General features: G+C 42.7%; 21 protein-coding genes. 7 read left to right on the forward strand and 14 right to left on the reverse strand.

Annotated elements, in window-relative coordinates:
- Positions 1 to 66 precede the first annotated feature (66 nt).
- The 5 genes from DP114_RS12220 to DP114_RS12240 form a co-directional block, all read right to left on the reverse strand.
- Positions 67 to 1,248, reverse strand: coding sequence for a hybrid sensor histidine kinase/response regulator (locus tag DP114_RS12220; protein ID WP_169268982.1), 1,182 nt, complete (start codon positions 1,246 to 1,248; stop codon positions 67 to 69).
- 381 nt (positions 1,249 to 1,629) lie between these two features.
- Positions 1,630 to 1,914, reverse strand: coding sequence for a hypothetical protein (locus DP114_RS12225; RefSeq protein WP_171976194.1), 285 nt, complete (start codon positions 1,912 to 1,914; stop codon positions 1,630 to 1,632).
- A 58-nt stretch (positions 1,915 to 1,972) separates the two neighbouring features.
- On the reverse strand, positions 1,973 to 4,861 hold the full coding sequence (locus DP114_RS12230) for a M16 family metallopeptidase (RefSeq protein WP_172195201.1): 2,889 nt from the start codon (positions 4,859 to 4,861) through the stop codon (positions 1,973 to 1,975).
- Between the two features lie 148 nt (positions 4,862 to 5,009).
- Positions 5,010 to 5,453 (reverse strand): VOC family protein, encoded by a 444-nt coding sequence (locus DP114_RS12235; RefSeq protein ID WP_169268915.1) that lies wholly within the window; start codon positions 5,451 to 5,453, stop codon positions 5,010 to 5,012.
- 148 nt (positions 5,454 to 5,601) lie between these two features.
- Positions 5,602 to 6,111, reverse strand: a complete 510-nt coding sequence (locus DP114_RS12240) for a TIGR02652 family protein (protein WP_441293686.1) — start codon at positions 6,109 to 6,111, stop codon at positions 5,602 to 5,604.
- Positions 6,112 to 6,307: 196 nt separating this feature from the next.
- Between DP114_RS12240 and DP114_RS12245 the strand changes: the two genes are divergently transcribed.
- From DP114_RS12245 to DP114_RS12255, 3 genes are all read left to right on the forward strand, one after another.
- The gene (locus tag DP114_RS12245) at positions 6,308 to 6,838 is read left to right on the forward strand and encodes a gamma carbonic anhydrase family protein (protein ID WP_171976196.1); all 531 of its coding nucleotides are present in this window, start codon (positions 6,308 to 6,310) and stop codon (positions 6,836 to 6,838) included.
- A gap of 432 nt (positions 6,839 to 7,270) precedes the next feature.
- Positions 7,271 to 7,402 (forward strand): photosystem II protein Y, encoded by a 132-nt coding sequence (locus DP114_RS12250; protein WP_169268918.1) that lies wholly within the window; start codon positions 7,271 to 7,273, stop codon positions 7,400 to 7,402.
- 278 nt (positions 7,403 to 7,680) lie between these two features.
- Positions 7,681 to 8,949, forward strand: coding sequence for a bifunctional folylpolyglutamate synthase/dihydrofolate synthase (locus DP114_RS12255; protein ID WP_172195203.1), 1,269 nt, complete (start codon positions 7,681 to 7,683; stop codon positions 8,947 to 8,949).
- 529 nt (positions 8,950 to 9,478) lie between these two features.
- Here the strand turns inward: DP114_RS12255 and hisC are convergent.
- Positions 9,479 to 10,531, reverse strand: coding sequence for a histidinol-phosphate transaminase (hisC, locus tag DP114_RS12260; protein ID WP_171976198.1), 1,053 nt, complete (start codon positions 10,529 to 10,531; stop codon positions 9,479 to 9,481).
- Positions 10,532 to 10,986: 455 nt separating this feature from the next.
- A complete protein-coding gene (locus DP114_RS12265) occupies positions 10,987 to 12,291 on the reverse strand; it encodes an ABC transporter substrate-binding protein (protein WP_171976199.1) in 1,305 nt (434 codons plus the stop codon).
- 316 nt (positions 12,292 to 12,607) lie between these two features.
- Between DP114_RS12265 and pilM the strand changes: the two genes are divergently transcribed.
- The 3 genes from pilM (at position 12,608) to DP114_RS12280 (ending at position 15,408) form a co-directional block, all read left to right on the forward strand.
- On the forward strand, positions 12,608 to 13,726 hold the full coding sequence (gene pilM, locus DP114_RS12270; protein ID WP_171976200.1) for a type IV pilus assembly protein PilM: 1,119 nt from the start codon (positions 12,608 to 12,610) through the stop codon (positions 13,724 to 13,726).
- A 156-nt stretch (positions 13,727 to 13,882) separates the two neighbouring features.
- Complete coding sequence (locus DP114_RS12275) at positions 13,883 to 14,650, forward strand: PilN domain-containing protein (RefSeq protein WP_171976201.1); 768 nt, start codon at positions 13,883 to 13,885, stop codon at positions 14,648 to 14,650.
- Positions 14,647 to 15,408 carry a pilus assembly protein PilO gene (locus DP114_RS12280; protein ID WP_171976202.1) on the forward strand — a complete coding sequence of 254 codons (762 nt, stop codon included), beginning with the start codon at positions 14,647 to 14,649 and terminating at the stop codon, positions 15,406 to 15,408. The genes DP114_RS12275 and DP114_RS12280 overlap by 4 nt, the downstream gene beginning before the upstream one ends.
- A 132-nt stretch (positions 15,409 to 15,540) precedes the next feature.
- Here the strand turns inward: DP114_RS12280 and DP114_RS12285 are convergent, their stop codons facing one another.
- From DP114_RS12285 to DP114_RS12300, 5 genes are all read right to left on the reverse strand, one after another.
- Entirely contained in the window at positions 15,541 to 18,342 is a 2,802-nt protein-coding gene (locus tag DP114_RS12285; protein WP_171976203.1) for a TonB-dependent siderophore receptor, read from the reverse strand.
- Positions 18,329 to 18,487 (reverse strand): hypothetical protein, encoded by a 159-nt coding sequence (locus DP114_RS12290; protein WP_169265396.1) that lies wholly within the window; start codon positions 18,485 to 18,487, stop codon positions 18,329 to 18,331. Before DP114_RS12290 ends, DP114_RS12285 begins: the two co-directional genes overlap by 14 nt.
- 348 nt (positions 18,488 to 18,835) lie before the next feature.
- Entirely contained in the window at positions 18,836 to 21,196 is a 2,361-nt protein-coding gene (locus DP114_RS12295; protein WP_246163138.1) for a TonB-dependent siderophore receptor, read from the reverse strand.
- The gene (locus tag DP114_RS34900; RefSeq protein ID WP_246163140.1) at positions 21,187 to 21,600 is read right to left on the reverse strand and encodes a hypothetical protein; all 414 of its coding nucleotides are present in this window, start codon (positions 21,598 to 21,600) and stop codon (positions 21,187 to 21,189) included. The genes DP114_RS12295 and DP114_RS34900 overlap by 10 nt, the downstream gene beginning before the upstream one ends.
- Positions 21,601 to 21,697: 97 nt before the next feature.
- Entirely contained in the window at positions 21,698 to 22,693 is a 996-nt protein-coding gene (locus DP114_RS12300) for an AraC family transcriptional regulator (protein WP_169265397.1), read from the reverse strand.
- 46 nt (positions 22,694 to 22,739) lie between these two features.
- On the opposite strand from DP114_RS12300, the gene DP114_RS12305 reads away from it, so the two are divergent.
- Positions 22,740 to 22,922: a hypothetical protein gene (locus DP114_RS12305; protein WP_171976204.1), complete on the forward strand. Its 183-nt coding sequence runs from the start codon at positions 22,740 to 22,742 to the stop codon at positions 22,920 to 22,922.
- 68 nt (positions 22,923 to 22,990) lie between these two features.
- Here DP114_RS12305 and DP114_RS12310 read toward each other — a convergent pair whose 3' ends face one another.
- Positions 22,991 to 23,488 (reverse strand): GNAT family N-acetyltransferase, encoded by a 498-nt coding sequence (locus DP114_RS12310; protein ID WP_171976205.1) that lies wholly within the window; start codon positions 23,486 to 23,488, stop codon positions 22,991 to 22,993.
- Positions 23,475 to 23,762 carry a type II toxin-antitoxin system TacA family antitoxin gene (locus DP114_RS12315; RefSeq protein ID WP_171976206.1) on the reverse strand — a complete coding sequence of 96 codons (288 nt, stop codon included), beginning with the start codon at positions 23,760 to 23,762 and terminating at the stop codon, positions 23,475 to 23,477. The genes DP114_RS12310 and DP114_RS12315 overlap by 14 nt, the downstream gene beginning before the upstream one ends.
- Positions 23,763 to 23,868: the final 106 nt, after the last annotated feature.

Below are 23,868 nucleotides of genomic sequence, written 5' to 3' on the forward strand. Positions count from 1 at the left end.
AAGCCAACACTCACTTTTGAGCAGGAGTGTAGGAGATGTCACTATATTAATACGCCTAACTTCCAGTTAAATTGAGGATCGCTTCGGTAAAGTTACTATAACCCTCGTTCCTTTTCCCATCTGACTTTCTAAAGTAATATCACCGCCATGTAACTCTACGCAAATTTTCGCAATAGCAAGACCTAAGCCTGTTCCAGGAATTGCGTCAACGTTACTCCCACGACAAAAAGGTTGAAATAAATTTTTTTGTTCTCTTATTGGTATACCAATACCTTCGTCTTTGATGTCAAAGATAACTTGTGATTCACCCCCAATTAGATGGAACTGTATACTACCCCCATCTGGGGAGAATTTAATCGCATTGGACATTAAGTTGACAAAGATTTGCCGCAAAAGTCGTCCATCACCCCAGAAGCCTTTGTAATTTCCACTTATCTCATAAACGAAATGATGGCTATCGCTTAATTTTTCCTGCTGCTCTTCTATCAAGCCAGAAAAAAAGTGGTACAAGTTGAGTGGTTGTGGCTTAAACTGCGCTTTGTTTAATTCAAACTGGTTAAACACAAGCAAGTCATCGACTAGTTTAGCCATGTAGCGAGCTTTGTGTTCAATAATTTGTAGAAACTTTTGTTGTTTACACTCATCTAGCTTCTCGCCATATTGCTTGAGGGTGGATGCTGCTGTCAGAATAGAAGATAACGGAGTTCGATACTCGTAAGAAACTGTTGCAATGATTTGGGATTTAAATGCGTTAAGTTTTTGCTCGTTTATAAGAGCTGCTTGAGTTTGAGCAAGCAACTCTGCTTGTTGGATAATGAGGCGCTGTCTTTCCTTGGTTTTGGTGAGTACGCTTTGCAACTGGGAGTGCTGAATCACATTGCGGACTGCTAACTGCAACACATCCGGTTTAAGATGTTGCTTGACCAAGTAATCTTGAACACCCTTTTTCATAGCTTGTACAGCGACCGCTTCATCACCTTGGCCTGTCAGCATAATTACGGGTGCATTTGTGTCAGATATTTGCTGTGTGAGATGATCAAGGATTTCTAATCCAGTCATATCAGGTAGGTTAAAATCCAGCAGAATAACATCGCACAGTATTTTTTGGCACAAGGCAAGTGCGTCCTTTGCAGAGTCTGCTTCCAAAATCTGATAAGACTGATGAGGATCTTTTAAAAGGTATCGCCGATAGATTCTTCGATCCTCTGCACAATCATCAATGATGAGTAGCGTCCTGGTGTCTGACATAAAAGGATGAACGAGACTTGTTGCATTTGTTCAACAAGCTTTTCATCTATCATAAGATTTTTAACAAAAGTTTAAACAAATAAAAATTTTAATTTGAATGATTTATGACTTATGACTCAGAAGGGGTGTAGGGGTGTAAGGGTGTAGGGGTGTAGGAGAGCCACTGCCCTTCGGGTATCTCCTGCACAGACGCTACTTTGTAAGTCCCAAAGGGACACGCTTACGCGTATCTCCTACGGAGACGCTGCGCGAACGCTCGATTCGTGCGCTTGCGCTTACGCAGTCGCCTACGGAGGAGCCAGTACTGCGGGAGGGTTTCCCGACAGCCAGGTATCTGGCGTTGGAGACCCTCCTGCGCCGTGCTGTCTCACCGTGCGCGGGTTAAGCGCGTTGAGGAGCCACTGCGTTGCGGAGAGCAGCGCCTTGCGGAGCCAGTCCTGCAGAGAGAAGTGCCTTGCGCGGGTTCCCCGCGTTGTGGCAACTTCGGAGAGGGTTTCCCGACAGAGGGATCTGGCGTTGGGGTTCCCCCAAAGTCTGCCGGGGGAAGCAACCCAAGCGGCGAGCTTTGACCGTTGTGGCGACTGGCTGTCGGGTTCCCCCCGTTGTAGCAAGTGGCGTGCATGTGGCGTGAGCTAGTACTGTTCGCGCAGCGTGTCCGGAGTGCATAGGAGGGTTTCCCCTTACACCCTTATACCCTTACCCCCTTACACCCCTTTTGGTGAGGTTATTGACTTATACTGCCTTGCGTGGAAACATCAGGTCCGGCTGTGACTACAACAATTTTATCTGGATAAAGTAACTCACGAGCCGCTTGATTAACTTGTTCAAACTTAACTGCTTGAATTTTTGCAGTAAAATTGTGCAGTTCCTCTTTATCTAGTCCGTATACCTGATTCATCAAAATTTTGCCGATCAATTCCTCTGGATTTGCCAGGGATACAATGTAGTTGCTAATCAAGATCTGTTTAGCTGTTTCTACTTCCCGTTCAGTAACACCTTTTTGATGAATTTCTTTGAGCAGTTCACGGGTACTGGCGATCGCCTGACGGGTATCTTCTGGACTGGTTTGCATCTCAATCATGAACGTTCCAGAATCGTTTCCAGTAACGAAACTACTATAAATTCCGTAGGTGAGTCCTTGGCGATCGCGCACTTGTGCTCCCAGCCGACTTGATAAAGTATCGCCACCTAAAATCTGATTCAACACCAAGGCTGCGTAAAAACGGGAGTCTTTGCGGTTAATACCTGTGTTACCCATATAGGTAATAGCTTGAGCTTTACCTGGAACTACTGGGTTAAGGTTGATAACTTTTTCGGGCATTGATACCGTTGGATACTTTAATGTCGGTGGTGAACCCTTTGCTTTCCAGTTACCAAACTCTAAGTTTATCAGTTTTTGGATTTTTTCTGGAGCAAAATCTCCTACCAGTGCTAGCACCGTTGTATCGGGACGATAATGTTTTTTTCTAAATTCAATCACATCCTTACGGCTAACCCGTCGTAAACTTTCCTCTGTAGGGAAGACATGTAAGGGATGTTGTTTTGGGTAAACTGATTGTACAAATGTTCTTTGTGCGACTTCTGAAGGATCATCTAATTCATGCTTCAGGGCTGTTAATGCTTGTTTTCGACTCAGTTCTAACTCTTTTATAGGAAAATTAGCATTTCTGACAACATCTGCTAAAGTTTGAATCAGAACGCTTAAGTCTGCTGCCAAACTATCGCCTTCAATTCGCACACCTTCTCGGTACGTTTCAAACTCAAGATTTGCGCCTCGATCTTCTAAAGTTTTCGCAACAGTCAAAACATCTTTTGTTTTCGTCCCATTGATTAAATTCTCGGCGACAAGAGACGCCAACCCTGCTTTTTCTTCTGTGTCAAATTCCTTACCAGCTTTGATGTAGCCAGACAGAGTGACTGTAGGAGTGCTCTTATCGGGCACAAGCAATACTCGTAAACCATTAGATAAAGTGAATTGTTCTGGTAATGTATGGCTTGTAGCAACACTAGCCAAATCTACTGGTGGTAAGTACTTTGTCACTTCCTCTGTGGTTACAGATGCACCATGTGCAAAATTTTCTGTATTGTGTTTGGAAGTTGCTTTGTGATCATTCCCCTTTGTTTTTAAACGAGTCGGCTTAAAAAAGCCCACTGTACGTGCTTCTTGTTTCAGATATTTATTTGCTACACGCTGTACATCTTGTACGGTTACTTGACGAACAGCCGCCAAGTAACGGTCTGTATAACGATAATCACCAGTAGTTGTCTCATCATTACCCAATTGCAATCCCAGACTAGTAATATCACGGTTAGTTAAAACAACAGATGCTTCTAACTTCATCTTGGCGCGATTGAGTTCTTCTGCTGTGACTCCTTTTTTTGTCAGTTTGGCGATCGCACTTTTTAAAACCGAATCAATTTTTTTTACATTTTGCTCAGGATCTGCTGTGACTAACAACTCATACCAGCCTAATTCCATCAAGTTAACCACAGAAGCTGAAACATCACTTGCTAAACCTGATTCCACCAATGCTTGTTCCAGGCGAGAGTTCCGTCCATCTGTTAAAATCCGATCCATCAGATCCAACGCTGCTACATCTGGACTCTTTGCATTTGGTAACGGATACACAGCTTGCAGCAACAATCCTGATCCTGGTTCTTTTAAAACAATTGGTTTAGATTGTGAAATCTTAAGCGTCGGTTGTAAAACTCCTGAGTTCTGAGTTCTGACCCCTTCGGGGTTCGCCAGTCGCTCATGGGGGAAACCCCCAAGACCGCGCTGGCTCACTTCTGAGTTCTGATTCTTAGGTATTTTCCCAAAAATCTCTTTAACCGCTTCAAGAGTTGGTTCAGTTTGGAAATCTCCAACAATCACCAAAACAGCATTGTCAGGACTGTAGAAATTGCGGTAGTATTTCTGCACCTGCTCTAAATCAAACCTTTGGACATCAGCTTGAGTCCCACCAATCGGTAACCCGTAAGCATGGTTGGAAAACGCAGCCTTCATAACAGCGCGGTTTAAGCGGTAGTCAGGACTATTTTCGTAACCTTGCAACTCAGAAATTACAACTCGCTTTTCGCTCTGCAATTCTGTCGGATCAATCCGAGCATTTTCCATTCTGTCTGCTTCTAGCGTTAGTAAAGCCGTGAGCTTATCGCGTTCTGCTGTATTGTAGTATGCCGTTTGGTCATAACTTGTGAAAGCATTTGAGTCACTGCCCAAAGCACTCAACAACCGCCCAAATTGAATTGGGCGATTTTTTGTGCCTTTAAACATCATGTGCTCTAATTGGTGGGCAATACCATTCAATCCAGGTTCTTCGTTACGTGATCCCACCTTGTACCATACTTGTACACTCACTACCGGGCTGGAGTGAATTTCCCTACTCAAGACAGTTAGACCATTGTCCAACAGTGTTTTTTGAACATGCTCAGTCAATGAAATACGCTCTTTTTTTTGAGAAACTGTTATTTTTTGTGAATCTAACGATGAGGAAGAAGTTGTTATCTGGGTATCAAAAAATCCATCTCCAAGCAACAACACTGTCATTAGCGAAAGAGTTAACAGTAGTAAACGAAAACGGTATCGATGCACTTTCGGCAACACAGACATAAATTTTACTATATTGTCTGTAAAGGTTGTTACAAAATTTTTATTTTTCTTGAATATATTAATCTGACTTTTCTGACTAGTCTGTGATCTCAACAAGACTACAGAACGAGCAAAGTAGTATTGTACAGATAAAAAATTAGAAGTTCAACTAGGACAGTGTTGCTAATACGCGGATGAATTCTAAAGGCAAATTATCAGTATCTGCAAGAAAAGTTACTTCATAAATTTTCTGACCTATCTGCTGCTGTGTAGGTTCTAAAAGGATTTTAAGTGGTTGTAACAGGTCAGGATTACTTTTTGATAACACTAAAAAACGTTCTTTTAAATTTGTTAACCAACTAGATAAATCTGGTGTTATTTGAGTTAAATCAAACGAGAGATGATAGTACCCCACGTAGTGTTCATCTGCAAATGCATCTGGGGCAGGTTTTGGTTCAGGAATTTGGATCAGTTCAATTCTGCCGTTGAGTCCTTCCATCCAGCATGCAAGAGTATAGCCTGTTGTGAAGCGTTCACAGACTGTAAACCCTAGCTGTTCGTAGAAGGCGATCGCCCGATGAATATTTCCGGTACGAATAGAAGTGTGATGCATAATTTTTTCCTTTGTTATTTGTCATTTGCCCTTTGCTAAACCACAAAGGACAAAAAACAAATGACTCAACGCCAAAGCTCAACAAAAATAGCCTAAGTTACGGGGCGCAGCAAAACCCTCCAAAACGAGTGTAATGCCTAACTCTCAATTACTCAAATAATCGGAAATAGGGATACCGTACTGGTACACCAGGTTCTTTTTCCAAATCGAAATTAATCACATCCCAACAAGGATCATCCAAAGAATCAGCGCTAAACTCCACAGGTAAACCATAAAGTCGTGCCGGAGTTGTCTCCGACTGTCCAGAACGCCAGTTAGTGCTACGTTCTAGATAACCACTCATTAGTTCTTGATAGCGTCTAGCAATTATAACTCGTGTCGCCCGATAGCCTTGGGTATAAAGCTTGTCTAGTGCTTCATGAATTTCAAACCTAATGCCATCGGGATGAGTATGTTGCCGATACCAGTCGCTATTCCATCTGCGCCAATGACGTCCTGATTGTAGGTGGATGAGTTCCCCAGTTTCGGGATTTGCTTCAAACGCGCCGTGACGCGGGCATAAATAAGTGTCAGTTAGTGTCAAAGCCGGGATTGTTTGGCGGCAATGGGGACACTGAATTTCTGCACCGAATATGGGGTACTGCAAGGCTGGATTCATCATGAAGTGCTTACAAACATATTTTTGTCTTCACCAGTCGTGTTGGTTCCTTTTACACTTCTGCTCCACCTTGTTGGACACCGATTTGCTGCTGCCCTTGCGAGCCACGAGGCTCTACACCGTGATATCCTGGTTTTGCAACCTACCAAGGTTGGAGTTCCTCCAGTGTTCCTGGGTACCACACCTCTATTCTACCGTGTCTATCGCTTCCTACTGGTCTTCTCCTGATATTTCTCAAGCCGCCTTTATAGCAGCGAACGCTATTGTTATGGGTTCAGTCAAAATTGCAGCCGGGGTGAGCATCTGGTACGGAGCAGTTGTTAGGGCAGATGTGGAATCCATAGAAATTGGCGAATGTACAAACATTCAGGATGGAGCAATATTACACGGTGATCCTGGAAAACCCACGGTGTTAGAAGATCATGTTACTGTCGGGCATCGTGCTGTTGTACACTCTGCCTACATTGAACACGGCAGCTTGATTGGAATTGGCGCAGTTGTTTTAGATGGTGTGCGAGTGGGTAGTGGTAGCATTATTGGTGCTGGCGCAGTCGTTACGAAAGATGTACCACCTCTATCCCTGGTTGTGGGTGTTCCTGGCAAAGTCGTCCGCCAAATCTCCGAAGCGGAAGCAGCAGAACTGATTGAACATGCTGAACGTTACAAAAAGTTAGCGTTGGTTCATGCAGGCAAGGGTACGGATATTGGGTTTGAGGCACCCGAGTAAGAAGGAGTAGGGAGAAGGGAGTAGGGAGAAGGGAGTAGGGAGAAGGGAGAAGGGAGAAGGGAGAAGGGAGCAGGGAGCAGGGAGAAGGGAGAAGGGAGCAGAGAGAAGGGAGAAGGGAGCAGGGAGCAGGGAGCAGGGAGCAGGGAGCAGGGAGAAGGGAGCAGGGAGCAGGCGAAGCCCTTCGACATAGGATTTTCGTCTTTCCCACAACGCCAGGTACCTCAAGTGGGGAAACCCGCCTAAAGCACTGGCTCCCCTTACACCCCCACACCGTTCGGCGCTCGCGCTCTAGGCGTTGCCCTTACACCCCTAGTTTTTGTAAAGATTCTTTACGTATTGTTTGGCAAAGTTGACTGGTTCAGGTACAAAATAAATAATGAGAAAAGTTGACAAAACTTTAACATATATATAACAGAACAGAGAGGTGTAGATATGAGTCTTCCAGATATGCGTTTGATCATTGTTTTAGCACCACTTCTCATTGCTGCTGGTTGGGCATTCTTTAACATTGGTGCTGCTGCTCTCAATCAATTGCAAAACTTTTTGAATAGAGAAGAAGCTTAAAATCAACTGATTACCACAAAATATTTAACCGACTGTTTTGATTCATAAAGCAGTCGGTTTTGTTTATCAGTTGTCAGTTAACAGTTATCAGTGAGCCAGCGCTACAGGAGGGTCTCCCTCCGTAGGCGACTGGCGTTCGCCGTAAGGCGTGCGCTCTGCGCACACCCGAAGGGTTATCAGGTAGGAAACGGACTCGTCCACCCCTTGTTCACTGCTCACTGTTTACTGTTTACTGTTCACTGTGTAAAAAATTTAACCTACTCACCTGACTACCTTTTGTGGATATCGACTCCCTACTTCAACCCTTCCAACACTTTGGCGTTCATCTTGGATTAGAACGCATTGTTAAGCTGCTGGCAAATCTTGGAAATCCTCATGAGCAAGTTCGAGTGATTCATGTTGCTGGGACTAATGGCAAAGGTTCCGTTTGTGCTTACCTGAGTTCTATTCTCACTTCAAAAGGTTATCGCACTGGACGCTACATTTCACCTCATTTGGTAGATTGGACGGAACGTATTTGTCTGAATGAACAGCCGATTTCCTCAGAGGAATTTTGCCAGTTGTTACTACAGGTGCAAGCAGCAGTTCCCCAAGGTGAAGAGTCACCAACTCAATTTGAAGTCATTACTGCAGCAGCTTGGTTATATTTTGCACAAGCTAAAGTAGATGTGGCGGTGGTAGAAGTTGGATTAGGAGGACGCTTGGATGCAACAAACGTCTGCTCAAAACCTTTGGTCACTATTATCACTTCAATCAGCCGTGAACATTGGCAGGTTCTCGGTCCTACTGTTGCTGATATTGCCAGAGAAAAAGCTGGTATTCTTAAACTTGGGTGTCCTGCTGTTGTGGGACCATTGCCAAGGGAAGCAGAAGAAGTTGTGCGATCGCGTGCTTCAGAATTGCAATGTCCTGTGATTGCGCCTCAACCTTCCACTGCTTTTTCTCCAGGATGGGCGGAGTATCAAACACAAAGTTCACTCTTTAGAAATTCAAATTTAATTAAATACCCTTTGCCGTTACAGGGACAAATTCAGTTAACGAATTCAGCTTTGGCTCTAGCCGCTATAGAAATTTTACAAACGCAGGGTTGGAAGATGTCTGAATCAGCCATTGTTCAAGGAATGGCAAATACAAAATGGCTGGGGCGGATGCAATGGACAACTTGGAAAAACCATAAATTGTTGCTAGATGGTGCTCATAATCCAGCAGCTGCCCAAGTTTTGCGAGATTATGTAAACACACTGAATGTGAAATCAGTTAGTTGGGTGATGGGAATGCTTTCCACAAAAGAGCATGGGGAGATATTCCAAGCTTTACTGCAACCAAATGACCGATTATATTTAGTGCCAGTTCCTGATCATAGTTCAGCCAATCCTGAGGAATTAGCAAAACTGGCTCAAAGTATCTGCCCAGAATTGAGTTTTTGTCATACTTACCCAGAATTATTCTCAGCCCTTGAGGCAGCTTTTGCCTCCACGGATGATTTGGTAATTTTGTGTGGTTCGCTGTATTTAGTTGGGCATTTTTTAGGAAGTACAAATGCTTAGGTCGCTGTCGGGTTTAACAGTTACCAGTTATCAGTTATCAGTTATCAGGTAGGAAAGGGACTCGTCCAGCCCTTGTTCACCCGAAGGGTGAACGCCAGATGCCTAGGTCGGGAAACCCTCCTGCAGCACTGGACTCACTGTTTAGTGTTCACTGTTCACTGATTCGATCAGGCAGGAGAGGATAATATTGCTGCAGATAGAGATAGTATTAAATCAATGGGTGGAGTTGGGGATTGGGAGTTCTTGGATATATTGAGAACAACGAAATATAAACAAGACAAGGAAAAAATGCAAAATACTCCTAATAAAACATCCCCTTCTACTGTTAAAGTAACCGACAAGGAAGTTATCTCAAATAAGCAATACTGGGCGCTCAAGGGATGGCAGTGTGTAAAGTAGGGAGCAAGATGCTCCCACTGCTACCTTTGGGTTTGCAGTCGCCAAGTGAGGCAAAGCTGTTATTCGCGCTGTCTCACTGCTCCCTTGTATATACGGTTCATTTTTTCATTATTTTGCGTAAGTCCTGTACTTATTTATTTACGCTAACTAACGCTTCTACCAACATCTGATTTTGCTCATCCGTCCCAACCGTAATCCGCAGCTTATCCTCTAACCCAGGTTGCTTAAAGTAACGCACCAAAATTCCTCGTTCTTTCAACCCCAAGTAAATAGACTCTGCATTTCCCTCAGTCGGAGTTGCCAAAACAAAGTTAGCTTGAGAATCAAGCACTTTCCATCCCAGATTCTTCAAATCTTGCGCTAGCTTCGTCCGCGAGATTTTCACTTTGTCTGCACAAGCATTCTTGTAAGCCTGATCTCGCATTGCAGCTGTACCCACAGCTATAGCGATCGCATCAATATTGTAACTATCTTTTACCTTAAATAAGCCAGCCAGCAGTTTTGGATTTGCCACCCCAAAACCCATCCGCAACCCTGCCAAGGAATACCCTTTGGACAAAGTACGTAAGACAATCACGTTCTCGAATTCTTGCACCAAGCGCAACGCGCTATACTCAGCAAAGTCAGTGTAAGCTTCATCAACCACCACAATTCCTGACACTTGCTGTGCCAATTCCCGCAGATCATCTAAAGGTACCACATGACCAGAGGGACTATTGGGAGAAGCAATAAAGGTAATTGCTCCATTCGCCGCAATGAGTTCCTTAATTGGTAACTGAAAATCGGCAGGGTAAGGAACTTCAACCACTTGCGCAGGTTGTATGGCTGATAAAGTCCGATACAGCACGTAGGTTGGCATGGGATACAGGACTTTGCGCTCACTCCCCTCCGCACAGGAACGCACCAACACATTCAACACATCATCGCTCCCATTACCTACAATAATCCAATCTGCAGGTACTCCCAACGCATCACTCACTGCTTGACAAAACTCTCTGGCAAATGGATCAGGGTAGCGTCGTAGCCATTCACCATCTAAATTGTGCAGCACCTCCATCGCTTTTGGGGAGGGCGGATAAGGATTTTCATTTGTGTTGAGTTTGATAATTTTTGTTCCTGGTTTGGGTTGTTCACCAGGAATGTAGCCAGTCATGGCATCAATAGCAGGACGAAAGTAGCTCATAGTTAATGGTGGGAAATTATATACAGGGAATAGGGAACAGGGAACAGCGAACAAGCAAAGTATGTTGTTATATCAAATCCGTTTGTACCGGAATTATTTATCCAACACTCCCTCTGCGTTCTGGTGCGCCTGGTGCGGTTTTTTAATGATTCAGATTCAACCAGAAACGATATTAGCGCTTAAGAGCATATGAGTTAAAGGCTCAGATATTGAACCATAATTCTCGTCCGCCAAGAAATAAATTTCTTGGCTCAAAGTTTAAGTCCGTTAAAACGGACTAGGTAAGTTTTTGAGTCCGTTTTAACGGACTTTGGCTATGAGCCTTGAACTTAAGTTCAAGGCGTACTAAAGTCGAGGTGTAAGATCTGAGTCAAACTCGTTTATTGTATTACTTGCGGCAGAGCAGCCCCAAGCGCATTTCCAGGTGGAACCTGGAAACGAGATTGTAATAACTTTTAAGTTCTCGTGCTATTCCACTCTTGTGCTGCATCCTCCACAGCTTTATCTACAGTCTTCTCACCCAGCATAGCCGCTTGCAAGTTCTCGTAAATTGCTTTTTGCAAAAGTTTTATATCCTTGAGCACTGGAGTTAATATCTCTGCCTTTTGCAGTTCTTGCGCACTCATCACTCGCGCCTTATCTAAAGTCGAAGCGTTGGCAGGTGCGTCTTTGAAGTAGCTATCAGCAAGGGACTTCGTTGTGGATGGGAGAACATTCGCGGCTTTGGCAAAACTGAGTTGGTTCTCGTCATTTGTCAGGAACAAGGCGAATTTGAGGGCGGCGTCGGGTTGTTTGCTGTCGCGAGGAATCACAACGTTCATGACAGCGACATTTTTCTTGCCAGTTTCACCAGTGACTTGTGGTGCGATCGCCGAAACTTTGGCTATACCTGGCGCATTTTTATTAATGTTCTCCAGAAACTCTCCTCCAGAAAACAAGAACGCTGTTTCTCCAGCTTGGTACAAATCAACAGCACGACGATGTCCTTGTGTCAATGTTTCTTTGGGGATAAGTCCTTTTTTGTATAAGTCTACCCAATACTGAAACGCTGCTTTACCTTGTGGGGAGTTAAATGCTGCTTTACCTTCAGCATCCACTAAAGTCACCCCCATTTGTACCAAGGACTCTAACACCTCTGCAGCATCTTGGGGAACGAAAGTTACAAAAAAGGCATATTTACCAGTTTTGTCCTTAATTTGTTGAGCAGCCTGCGCTAATTCCGCGTAGGTGGCAGGTGCTTTATTGATACCTGCCTGTTTCAATAAATCAGTGTTATAAATGGTTAGTTGCGTGGTGAGGTACCAGGGAATCCCAAAACTCTTGTTATTGAGCGTGCTTGCTTGCCAAATGTTCGGTAAATAGGAGGAACGCACTTGTTTTGGGACTTTTGCATCTAAATCTAACCAGGCATTTCTTCCTGCAAGTTGGGAGGCAAAATCTGGATTGAGGTTCACAACATCAGGCGGTGTTTTTCCTGAAACGGCTGTTAAAATTTTGCTCTGCATTGCCGTCCAAGGCACGTCAACCCAACTCACTTTTATACCAGGGTTTTTTGACTCAAAAGATGTTATCAGGCTTTTAAAGTAGTCAGTAAATTGGGGTTGGAGTTGCATAGTCCAAAATTGAACATTTGCGATTCCTGATGATGCTTGTTTTGTGCTATTACCAACATTGCCTGTACCACAACTAACCATCCAACTGGTTAATACACCGACTAGTGCCCAAATAATTAGTTTTTTGAATTTTTGAATGCTAACCATCGTGCTTGTATTTTATTTAAGTCTATTGGGTTTAAGGTACTTATGAAACAATTGTGGAGATTATAAGCTAAAACAATTTCTTCGTAATGATATCAATCCTTAACAAAAAAGAACTCAGAACTCAGAACTCAGAATGAACTTCTGTACGACTGGGTGATGAGTAGAGGGGTTTAAATAACGAGAGTTAATGGCGGTGTCTACAATTGGTTTGGTGCTGCACCGATCCAAAAGATTGCTGAATTCTGCGTTCTGACAACTGAGTTCTTCTTCAATATCATTTCATTTTTAAATTTGCAATCCAACGAGCAAAACTGTAGTGAAGCTATTCAATAGTTTGTTTGGTAAATTCCAGAAAGGGGTTGGTATAGAACTGTCACCGCAACGTGTGAATTTAGTTCAACTGCGTAAGTTACGTCAAGGTTTGAAACTAGAAACATTAACATCGGTGTCTCTTCCTGAGGGGGTTTTCGTGAATAGTCAAATCGTTGACTCCCCAACAATGGCGCAATTTATTCAGCAAGCGTTAGCTGAAAGTAACATCAAAGCTTCTCGTGTTGCTACTGCTATACCGGGGCGAGAATCAATTATACGCACCATATCTGTGCCAGCGGAGTTAGATGATCAAGAACTACGCCACATGGTACTAAACCACGAAGCAGGTTTGTATTTACCTTTTCCTTGTGAAGAAGCGGATTTAGATTATCAGAAACTTGGGTACTTTGTAGATGATGACGGCATTGAAAAAATACAGATACTGTTAGTCGCTACACGAAAAGAAATTACTGATACATATATAAATACATTTGAACTAGCCGGATTGCGAATCGATGTTCTAGATATTAACATTTTTGCTTTGATTCGCACACTTCGTGAACAACTTCGAGAATTTGGTTCGCAAGAAGCAGTCGTACTCGTAGATATAGAATTTGATTGTACAGAAATAGCGATTATTGTTAACGGAATTCCACACTTTTTGCGTACAATTCCTATTGGAATAGGTCTCATGCAAACTGTCTTCTCTGAAGCAATGAACTTACCTGTTTCACAAGAGATAGAACTGTTGTATGAAATATCTATTCCTTCAAGTAATATAAATGGAGGAAAAACGGACGCTGATCATGACATTCCTGAAATCAATCTAGGCGTAGTAGCATTGATGAAAGTGTTGGAAGAACTCACTGATGAACTGCGCCGTTCCATTGATTTTTATCTCAACCAAGATGAAAATTTGCAGGTAGCACAGGTTATGCTGGCTGGACCTGGAGGCGGACTCAGACAACTTGATGATTTTTTGACACAACAATTGAATTTACCAACTTCTCAAATTGATCCAGTAGCAGCTTTGTCATTGCAAATTGATGAAGAGAAATACTCCTTAGTGGAACGTTCTGGATTGGGAATTGTGCTTGGTTTAGGAATGCGAGAGGCAGAATAACAATTCAAAATTCAAAATTCAAAGTTCACAAAAAATAAATATAAGACTCAGATTTTATTTTTGACGAAGCTAGGTACACTTTATGTTCCCTGTTCCCTGTTAAGCGTTCCCTATCTCTACGAGTCAATTCAGAAATAAAACCGGATTCCTATATAAATGTATAATATAGATATTAACTTTCTTAAAAACCGCAAAATTGAGAATAATTTTGAAGAGAAGCAACTAGGAATATCTCTACCTACAGGCAATTTAACACCAGTGTATATAGGACTAGTCGTTGGTCTATTGTTTCCAGCGTTGGTGGGAGTTGGTTGGTGGTTTGTGCAAAGTAAAAATACAGTATTAGAGCAGAACATCGCACAAATGGAACAGGAAAAGAAAAGATTAGAAGTAGAAATAGAAAGTGTTAATCAAATCCAAGTCGAAACAAGTAAAATTAAGCAGGAAACTCAAGCTTTAGTGAGTGTTTTTGACCAAATTCGTCCTTGGTCAGCTATGTTGCAAGATTTGCGCGATCGCATCCCAACAACAGTCCAAATTGATAGTATCAAACAAATCGCACCCACTACACCAACACAAGGACAATCAGCATCCAATCCTGCTGGAAGTTTAGAAATATCTGGGTTTGCTCGTTCCTTTAGCGATGTCAACGATTTCACGTTGACTTTACAACAATCTCGTTTCTTCAAAGCTGCACAAACAAAAATTATCACAGCAGAATTAGTAGATGCACCCATACAACCAGGTACTACATCTGCAACAAGCTTACAAATGAAACCACCCCAAATAGTCAAATACACAATTCAATCTAGTCTGAGTGATATTCCCGCTTCTGAATTCATTCGTGAATTAGAGCAAAAAGGCACAGTAGGACTTGTGACTCGGATTCGCAGTATGCAACAGACAGGAGTCATTCCAAGATGACGGTGGGTGATGATTTCGATTTTGTAGAAGACACGCAATTTGAGACAACTTCCTCAAGTTATCCTGTTGCTTTTGGCATCACCTTAACACCAAAAGTGATCGGTCTTATTTTAGGAGTTTTAGGGGTTGCGGGAGCAGCTTATATGCTGATGAATTTCGTGATGCCAGCGTGGGATAATTTTCAACAGCAGCAAACAAAACAGAACGAGTTACAGCAGACTATTGACCAAAAGAAAACTTACATTAAACAAATTGACAAAGTTCAACAGGAGCAAGCGCTTGCTAAACAGCAACAAATCCAGGTTTTAGCTTTATTTGCTAACGAGAAAACTTTGGATACTTTACTACTAGATTTGAATCGCTTGGTTGAGTCTAGCAACACTCAAGTTTCTGCTGATGCAGTCAAAGCTAAACTGAAGAAATATGTGCCGACTGGAAAAGCTGAACCCATTACTGATGGTAGTTTTGGTCCATTGGTAAATGGCAAATTAAAACGCAGTAGTATCAATATTGAAATTATCGGAACTTACGAACAAACACAATTGATTTTCCGCAATATAGAGCGGTTACAGCCTTTGTTAATTGTGAAAGACTATCAATCAAGTTTGGTTCCAGAACCCACAACTCAACAGGATAAAGTTATAGTGCGGGGTGTTCAAGCAACACTTATTAGTACATCTTTTCAATTACAGGCATTAATGCCACTGAGTCATGAGGAAGTAGCTGTAGTGAAAGCAGTGAAATCAAATATTAAGTAGTATTTAGCGGCATTTCGCTTATATTCATTGCCGCTTTGAGGCGATCGCGTCGATAATAAAGTGCTGTATCAGTCCGCAAATAATCATCTACTTAAATCCCTTACTCTAAACTTCAAAGCTGAATTATCAACGCTAAAACTTGATGGACACTGAACCTGTAACAGCTAAGGGAGAACCTTGAAGCACATTAGCAGCGTTTCCAACAGACACAACATATCTTGTATCGAATAAGTTCTCAATCCCTAAGCGGAATATGAGGTGATTCACCGTATATGCAGCCCCTAAATCTACCCGCACATAGCTAGGCACTTCAAAAGAATTAGCGCTGTCTCCTTGTCTTTCACTTACATAAATTAGACCACTACTGAGGCTAAGTCCTCTCAAAGCACCTTTAGTAAAGTTATACTTTGCATAAATTCCTAAACTATTGCTAGGAGAATTAATAAACGTGTTCCCGTGCAAGCCTTCGGAATTCTTATTAATTTTAGTATCCAATAGCGTGTAAGCTGCTATCAGGCTCAAGTTATCCGTTACTTTACCTGCTGCTTGCAGTTCTAAGCCGCGACTGCGAACCTCACCAACGAGGATGCTGAAATCTGGATTATTTGGATCAGGTTCTGCAATGTTGGTTTGAGTGAGGTCGAAAAGGGCACCAGTGATGCTGAGTTGATTATTCAGCAGGTTAACTTTGGTGCCAATTTCGTATTGGGTTGCCGTTTTGGGTTCGAGCAAGCTACCATCTGCACGTCTACCATCGTTTGGCTCAGTTGAGCGACTAAAACTGGCGTACACAGAAGCAGAATCTGTGAAATTATAGACTAATCCTACAGTAGGAGAAATAAAAGTTGTCTGTGCATTTGTTTCAACAATTGTGGGATTTGCAGGCTTAAACTTGGACTTAAATGAGCCATAACGTAAACCCGCAAGAACACGAAATTGCCCAAGTTTCATGAAATCTTGTATGTAAATACCATATTGTTTGTTGCTATAAAACTGGTTACCTAAATTAAAGTTAGGAAGTGGTTCGTTAAAAACAGGATTGAGTGGGTCAATAGAACCAACAATCAAATTGCTGATGTTTAAAATTGTGTCAGCTTTGAAGGTATTGTACTCAAAACCGACCAGTTGTTTGTGTTCCGATGCGCCTATTTTGAAATTGCCTCGTAACTCAGCCTTCAAATCTCCTTGAGTATAACTTTCTGTGAGTGGTCGGGTTATAAACCTTAACCTGTCTTGATTAAACACTGCAGCAGAGAAAATATCTAAATCTCGGTTGATGTCAATATACTGACCACTGAGATTGATCGACCAATTTTTGGTTAATGGTTGGTCAATATAGGTACTTACCCGATAGTTATCCCGTTGACTACGATCGCGCGGATCAACGTAGCTGCGATCGTAAAGAAATTTGTTTTTAAAAAACTTGATTCCGGAATTAAAGTTTAGCTCTTGCTGAAAATAATCACCTTCAAGTGTTATTGAACCACCATTGCCAGTTAACCATGTAAGCGTTGACGCAATTAAAAGACGGTTGTCCTCAACGTTATCGTAAAACGAATCAGCATCTTGAGCCGCTCCTACAAACCGATAAAGCAATGTCTTCTCTGTATTTAGTGGACCTGTAAAATCGACTTCTCCACGGTAGGAATTAAAGCTACCTGCCTGAAAAGTAATATTATTACTTGATGTTGCTTGGGGCTTTTTCGTGATGTAGTTGACCACGCCTCCAGGTGCGCCTGTTCCATACAGCAAGGAAGAAAGTCCTTTGAGAATTTCAATCCGGTCTACATTTGCCAGGTCTCGAATCACAAAACGTCGGCTATCTCGTAAACCATTGATGTAAATTTGTCTGGCAACACTAAAGCCCCGAATCGTAAATTCAGGGACATTACCTCCCTGATTATCATCTGCTTCTGACCCTCTGCTGACACCAGGGATAAAGGGGATCAAGTCTTCTCCACGCTTTGGAGTCGTATCATCGATCAATTCTCTTGTAATTACTCCAATAGAGGCAGGAGTTTCCAGAAGAGGAATATCTAATCTTGTACCAGTGTTCGCGTCAGGTACTCGATACCCATCTTGCTTCCCTGTTACCACCAATTCAATTGGGTTATCCTGTTGTGCGGCTGGCTTATCTTGCTGCGTCTGGGTTGCTGGCTTTTTAGTAGTTTGCGGGGTCTCTGGTTGTGTCATAGTAGCACTTCTGCCCACGCCAAAAACCAACCCGACATTATCATCAAACAACTCAACCACAGGCAAAGCTTTCTCACCAACCACCGTCACCCGCACAGTATTTGCATCAACATTCGTTACTGTTATTTCTATAATCCCCGCAAGGGGTTTTTCGGAACGAAAGGTGAAAGCATCTGGTGAGGGTAATCGCAACTGTCCGCCCGTAATATCGGCAATAAAATTATTACCTGTACTGCGATTAACAACTTGCAGCTGATCCTTTTGGGTTGTTTCTAAGATTACCTCTAAACCTTTGTCTGTGGGATTTGCTTTTACACCTGTAATTAGTACAGTACCTCTGTGTTGCCCCCTTTGCTCTGGAGAGACATTCCTGGGGGCTGGATTCGGGGAGTTGGTTGGTGTTGCTCCCGCCTGTACTAACATAGCTGCACTGGTCGCGGGACGTTCTATTTCGCTGAGTTGGGGAATATTCTTACTTGGTTTATCCGACTTGACCGGACTTAAAGAATTTGCTATTTGAGATTGGAATTGCCGAGGTTTTCCGGAACTCGAAACAGATACCGGAGATTTGCTCTGGACATCTTTCACTACAAAATTATTTTCTAGAACTTTTCCTACTGTCTGGGTAGAAGGTTGGACTATTCCATTCTCCCGTACTTCCTCACCTTTTGCGGGAGTACCAATTAAAACAATAATCCCGCTTATAAGCAGAAAGCTTTGAAATAGTTTATCTCTTTTCATTTATTACCGTTACCCATCCCTCTCCCAATTGTTTTGGATGTTTCCAGGTAATATCCAAATCATCGGTTAGATCACTGTACTGCTGCGTCTGATCCACTTCTTCAAACAATTCACAAGAGGCTTGGTGTGAGAGTGCGATCGCCATATCAATCTGCCAATTCAGCTAAAATGCTTAAATTAATGATAAATTTAGCATAACCATACAGAGTTTAATTACAAAACTCTCCAGTAAAACAGTTGCAGTTGCAGTGATTGCACCCCAAAACCAAACAGAACTTGTCAATAAGAAAATTTTTACTATAGTGTTATCAGAAAGCTACTTTGGTTGCTAGCGTCCTTGTTGCGTAGGCGCAGGTTGCACTTCCACAAAGCTCAGTGACCGTCGTAGACATCGCTGTTTGGTCAAAGTCACATCTAAGACGACTGGAAAACTAGCGATCGCTTGTTAATCGAATAGCGATCGCCATAAGTTATGAGCAACAAAGTGAGCTAGTTAAAACTCCCAACTGATGGAGCCAGTAATGGTAAACGGCTCACCTCTGTTGATATAATTTCTGCCATAGGCGGAACTGGCGTAGTCTATATCAAATAGATTACGGACGTTGAGTGCGGCCTGGAAGCGATCGCGACGGTAGTAAAGGGCTGCATCAGTACGCAAGTAATCCTTTATCTGAAACGAGTTAGCTAAATCACCCTGTCTCTCGCCTACATAAAATAGCCCAAAACCAAATCCTAACCCTTGCAGAGTGCCCTGCTGAATCTGATATGTAGTCCAAAGGCTTGCTTGATTTGTAGGTACATTATTGAGTCGATTACCAACCGGAGTAGTAGTATCCTTGGTGACTTCTGCATCAGTGTAAGCGTAGGCAGCAATCACCTTCCACCCAGGTAGAATCTCACCTGCAACATCTAACTCAATCCCTTGGCTGCGTTGCTCTCCAGTCTGAATCGAAAACACGGGGTTGTTTGGATCGGTCGTTGCCACGTTAGTCTTAGTGAGATGATAAGCCGCTAAAGTTGTGGAGAGCTTACCCTCTAGCCAATCTGCTTTGATGCCAACTTCGTACTGAGTGCCTTTGGTGGGATCAAAGGGTTGAGTAGCGGAATTAAAGAAGGTTTGGGCGCGAAATGAGCGACTGTAGCTGGCATAGAGAGAAATCGTATCACTGGGCTGATAGACTAAACCGATCCGAGGACTAAAAGCTCCAGCATTTCTTTCTGGCTCATCTGTGGTATTTCCCAGTGAGCCAAAATCACCAATTTCAAATGTGCTAGAAACCCAATCATAACGACCACCAATCAGCAGTTTGAAATTTTCAGCAAACGTAACTTGATCCTGAAGATAGATTCCATAGGAACGCACCCGGTTTTGAAATTTGAGAAATGGATCATAAGTTGGCTCTGGAACATCATAATTGGGGTTGTTCAGGTCAAGAAGGGGTAAATTGGTATTAAACAGCCCCTGGTAAGTATCAGTATAATCATTGACATCAAAGCCAATCAGCAGTTGATGGGAAATTGATCCTGTTTTGAACTTGCCTAATAAATCGATTTGTCCGAAGTAGTTATCATAGCCATAGTCCAAATCGTAGGACTCTACTGTGGCAAAGCGATCGCCCGTCACATTGGTTGTATAAGTTTGGGTTTGTATGAGTTTAGAAAGTAGCCCCGCAAAATTATTCCGAACTTGCCAGTTGTCATTAAATTTGTGAGTTAAAGTGTAGCCAAATCTTTGGGCGGACTGTTCGCTATCAGTGAAGTTGGGGTAACTAGTATAGAGATTTCGTGGAGTTAGACGATTATCACTCAGTAGCAAACCACTACTCACAGCAGGATCGGCAACAAATTTAGTGTACTCATAGTACACATTTAACTCTGTATTATCCCTTAGTTCCCAAGTGATTGAGGGTGCTACTGTCACCTCATTCTTCTCGACGAAATCTTGAATATTGCCTTCACCTTTATAACCAGCGATTAAGCGGTACAGTAGATCACGCTTGGTCGTCAATTGGCCTGATAAATCGATAGTTGGTTGGTAGAATCCGTAGTTTCCCACCTCCAACCCAATACTGTAAAAAGGTTGACTCAGGGGTTTTTTCGTGGTGACATTGACAATTCCACCAGGTTCTGTGTCTCCAAAAAGCACAGAAGCGGGGCCTTTCACAACTTCCACTTGCTCAATTGTGCCAATGGGACTGCTGAGGATGTATGTATTAGGCGCATCTCGATAGCGATTGCGAAAGTTACCTGATTGCTCAAATCCTCGGATGAATCTGCTGGATGCGGATGAACCAGCTCGGTTGCCACCATCTATCACACCAGCGACAGTTTCCACTGCTTCCGTTAGGTTTCTCACCTTGCGATCGCGCAATACTTCCTGCGGTACAACCTGAATCGACTGCGGAATATCCCGTAATGGTGTATCTGTCTTCGTTGCAGTACTTGCATTCGGTACTCGATACCCATCCCGTTCCCCCGTCACCACCAACTCAATCGCGTCATCCTGTTGCGCTGCTGGTTGCTGTTGCGGTGCAGGGAGTGCAGGTGTTTGGGGTGGCTGCGTTGCTGTTACCTGTGATACTACCCCAAAAACCAAACCCGCATTATCATCAAATAACTCAACTGTAGGTAAAGCTTTCTCACCCACCACCGTGACTCGCACAGTATTTGCATCAATATTCTGTACTGTTATTTCAGTAATTTCCGCAAGTGGTTTTTCGGAACGAAACGTAAAAGCTTTGCCTGACGGTAAACGCAACTGCCCACCAGATAAATCGGCAATAAAATTATTACCTGTACTGCGATTTGTAACTTGTAGTCGAGTTCCTTGGGTTGTCTCTAAAATTACCTCCACACCTTTGTCTGTAGGATTTGCTTTAATCCCCGTGACGTGATTGCTACAACTGAACCTGGTTGGGTAGGAGGGTTGTTTGGTGTTGGCGACTGTACCAGCATTTGAGCGCTATTAGCGGGAAGTTTGATTTCACTCAGTTGGGAAATATTTTTACTTGCTTCATCCGACTTTGCTCTTTGCGGTAAACTTGCACTTTGAGACCGTTTGAGTTGGGGTTTCCTGGAACGAAGGACACCAACTGGAGATTTGGCGATGACTACGCCCGGCTTCGGCAACGCAAATTCTTTATCTGTAACTGCAACCTTTTCATCTATTTGATCGCTACTTTCTTGTGCCTTTGCTGGTTGAGCTACCAGCACTAATAAAGCACCCATTAAAGATAAGCACTGTAGCTGATTCAACATTGCTCACACCACACTGAAAAATACTCTCAATTACTCTATAACTTTGTTCAGTCCAGAGGAATAGAGTTTTGATCGCTAGACGGAATTTTTTTGATCGCTAGACGGAATTTTTTCGTTGCTTTTTGTATTCTTTGGGATTTAGTCCAAATTTCTCTCGGAATGCAGCCGCAAAATAACCCCGATTAGCAAATCCCACCAGCCGCGAAACTTCCGTCGTACTTATATCTTCCGTTTCCAGTAGTTGGCGGGCTTGTTCTAAGCGATAATCACGCAAGTAGCTAAACACTGTCTTACCAAACACTTGACGAAATTCACGCTTGAGGGTGCATTCGTTTAGTCCTGCTTGCCTTGCTAACTCGCCCAATGAAAGCGGATGATCTAAATTCTGTAATAAAATTTCTCTAGCGTGATAGATGCGATCGCGTCGCTCTGGCTCTAAACTAACACTTTGTATTTGCCCTTTGTAAATTTCTGCCTCTTGCTCTAGTACCAATGCCACTACTTCCAGTACTTTTCCTTGCAAACACATCCGTTTAGTAATACCCTGATAGGGACAGCGTAAAATTTGCCACAACATACGCTTCATCATAGGTGTTATACTTCCACAGCGCGTGTAGTGTTCTTGATCGGGTTTACGAATCAAATGGCAAAATTGGGCAGGAAGCTGTCCTTGGAAGTTGCCAATGAAAGAATGTAGCACCTCTGGTTGCATAGAGACTGTTACTTCCAAAACATAATCGCTGTGAACACTATCTATTGTGTCTTTGGGGGCTATGCCGCTACCATAAAGCACGTACTGATGGTCACCCACCTCAGTATATTTATCCTTGTGTTGTCCACAGAGATGGAAGTGAAAATCTAACCAGCTTTCCCGTTCTGGGCGAATAATAAGCAGGCGATTGCACCATCGAGAATTATCAATGTGTAGTTCCAGCCCTTCCCTTAGTATAATTTTTCTTGAATAGCCATGTCCCACAAGCATAGGCGTTAGCTGCACCATATCTAGCTCGTCATCGGGATCTAATTGATAGCAATCTTCAACAGTTTCATCATATAAATCGTCGAAGGCTTCCTCTGAGATGCTGATCGTCAAGTTGCTTCACTTATAAAAAGATTTAATTAAGAAACTATATCATTATTTGCTAATTTCCGAAAACGATACGGCGGGGAAAAAGGCGATCGCTCGCAACTTCCACTATGTATACTTGGGAACAGTCGCAGATCTTGAAAATTATCCAGAGTACAAAACATCCGTCTGGGATTTATTTGAATTAGAAAAAGCTGTGTATCAGTTGAAGAAACGATCGCTTGCACTGAAATAGCTGATACCAATAAATCGTTCTGAGGTTCCTCATTCGTCTGTAAATCGCGCCTTGAGGTAGCTTAACCATTACTCAAGCATTTGCTCAATGACTGACAATGGCAAAAATAGTTCTAAAGACGCATCTTCCAAGCTGACGAAGCCATAGCCAGAGTAGTAGGTTTTTGCACTTTCATCTTTTGCATCAACAAATAAACCAATGCTTCCCGCATTTTCTGCAACAATTAAGGCACGCTGCATTGCTTCAATCATCAAAACTTCTCCAATTCCTTGTCGCTGATAGGCTTGATCGACTGCTAATCTTGCCAGCTTGACACCAGGAACTTTTGAAGGATATTTCTTAAAAAATTTCGCGCTCAAATTGTCTACGCGCACTTCACACAATGTTAATGTGAAGAAACCAATTATCGCCTCTGGCTGCTCTGTATTAACTAGAACGAAAGTACGGGAAACACCTTTTTGGATATGCTGTCTTGCTGTTTGTTTAAGGAATTGATTTAATGCTTCATTGCCACAGTTAAAGCTATCGCGGTCATGCTGCTTACCTAATAATTCAATGACTATCACTGAAAAATTCCTTGTGCTTTTTCAAGGCTGCTTTTAACTTGGCATTCGGTACAGGAGGATTCTCAATTAGGCTAAATACCGTATCAGCATCATTTTGTGACAAAATAATCACTCGTTCATCTTCTATGATTTTTTTTGCTTCTTTCAACGCTGCCTGAATCATAAACTGATTCAAGGTAGCACCTGATAATTCTGCTGCTCTTTCTAGAGTTTCTTGAATACTCACAGCAATTCTCGCTGTTATCCGAACTGTATTTTTGTGACTATTAGACATGGAGATAATGGTGTGATGTTCTCCTAATTTTAACTTATTGGTGTCATTTTGGCACCAATAAGTTACGAGTGGGATTTCGGGAGCATTTAGCACAAACAGCCCATCA

The sequence above is a fragment of the Brasilonema sennae CENA114 genome, from assembly GCF_006968745.1.
Classification (GTDB): Bacteria; Cyanobacteriota; Cyanobacteriia; order Cyanobacteriales; family Nostocaceae; genus Brasilonema; species Brasilonema sennae.

Bases quoted from the DNA above. Each gene is read 5' to 3' on its own strand.
- DP114_RS12220 (WP_169268982.1), bottom strand. From the start codon at position 1,248: ATGTCAGACACCAGGACGCTACTCATCATTGATGATTGTGCAGAGGAT.
- DP114_RS12250 (WP_169268918.1), top strand. From the start codon at position 7,271: ATGAGTCTTCCAGATATGCGTTTGATCATTGTTTTAGCACCACTTCTC.
- DP114_RS12235 (WP_169268915.1), bottom strand. From the start codon at position 5,453: ATGCATCACACTTCTATTCGTACCGGAAATATTCATCGGGCGATCGCC.
- hisC (WP_171976198.1), bottom strand. From the start codon at position 10,531: ATGAGCTACTTTCGTCCTGCTATTGATGCCATGACTGGCTACATTCCT.
- DP114_RS12315 (WP_171976206.1), bottom strand. From the start codon at position 23,762: ATGTCTAATAGTCACAAAAATACAGTTCGGATAACAGCGAGAATTGCT.
- DP114_RS12280 (WP_171976202.1), top strand. From the start codon at position 14,647: ATGACGGTGGGTGATGATTTCGATTTTGTAGAAGACACGCAATTTGAG.
- DP114_RS12290 (WP_169265396.1), bottom strand. From the start codon at position 18,487: ATGGCGATCGCACTCTCACACCAAGCCTCTTGTGAATTGTTTGAAGAA.
- DP114_RS12230 (WP_172195201.1), bottom strand. From the start codon at position 4,861: ATGTCTGTGTTGCCGAAAGTGCATCGATACCGTTTTCGTTTACTACTG.
- DP114_RS12275 (WP_171976201.1), top strand. From the start codon at position 13,883: ATGTATAATATAGATATTAACTTTCTTAAAAACCGCAAAATTGAGAAT.
- DP114_RS34900 (WP_246163140.1), bottom strand. From the start codon at position 21,600: ATGTTGAATCAGCTACAGTGCTTATCTTTAATGGGTGCTTTATTAGTG.
- DP114_RS12285 (WP_171976203.1), bottom strand. From the start codon at position 18,342: ATGAAAAGAGATAAACTATTTCAAAGCTTTCTGCTTATAAGCGGGATT.
- DP114_RS12225 (WP_171976194.1), bottom strand. From the start codon at position 1,914: ATGCACTCCGGACACGCTGCGCGAACAGTACTAGCTCACGCCACATGC.
- DP114_RS12240 (WP_441293686.1), bottom strand. From the start codon at position 6,111: ATGAATCCAGCCTTGCAGTACCCCATATTCGGTGCAGAAATTCAGTGT.
- DP114_RS12265 (WP_171976199.1), bottom strand. From the start codon at position 12,291: ATGGTTAGCATTCAAAAATTCAAAAAACTAATTATTTGGGCACTAGTC.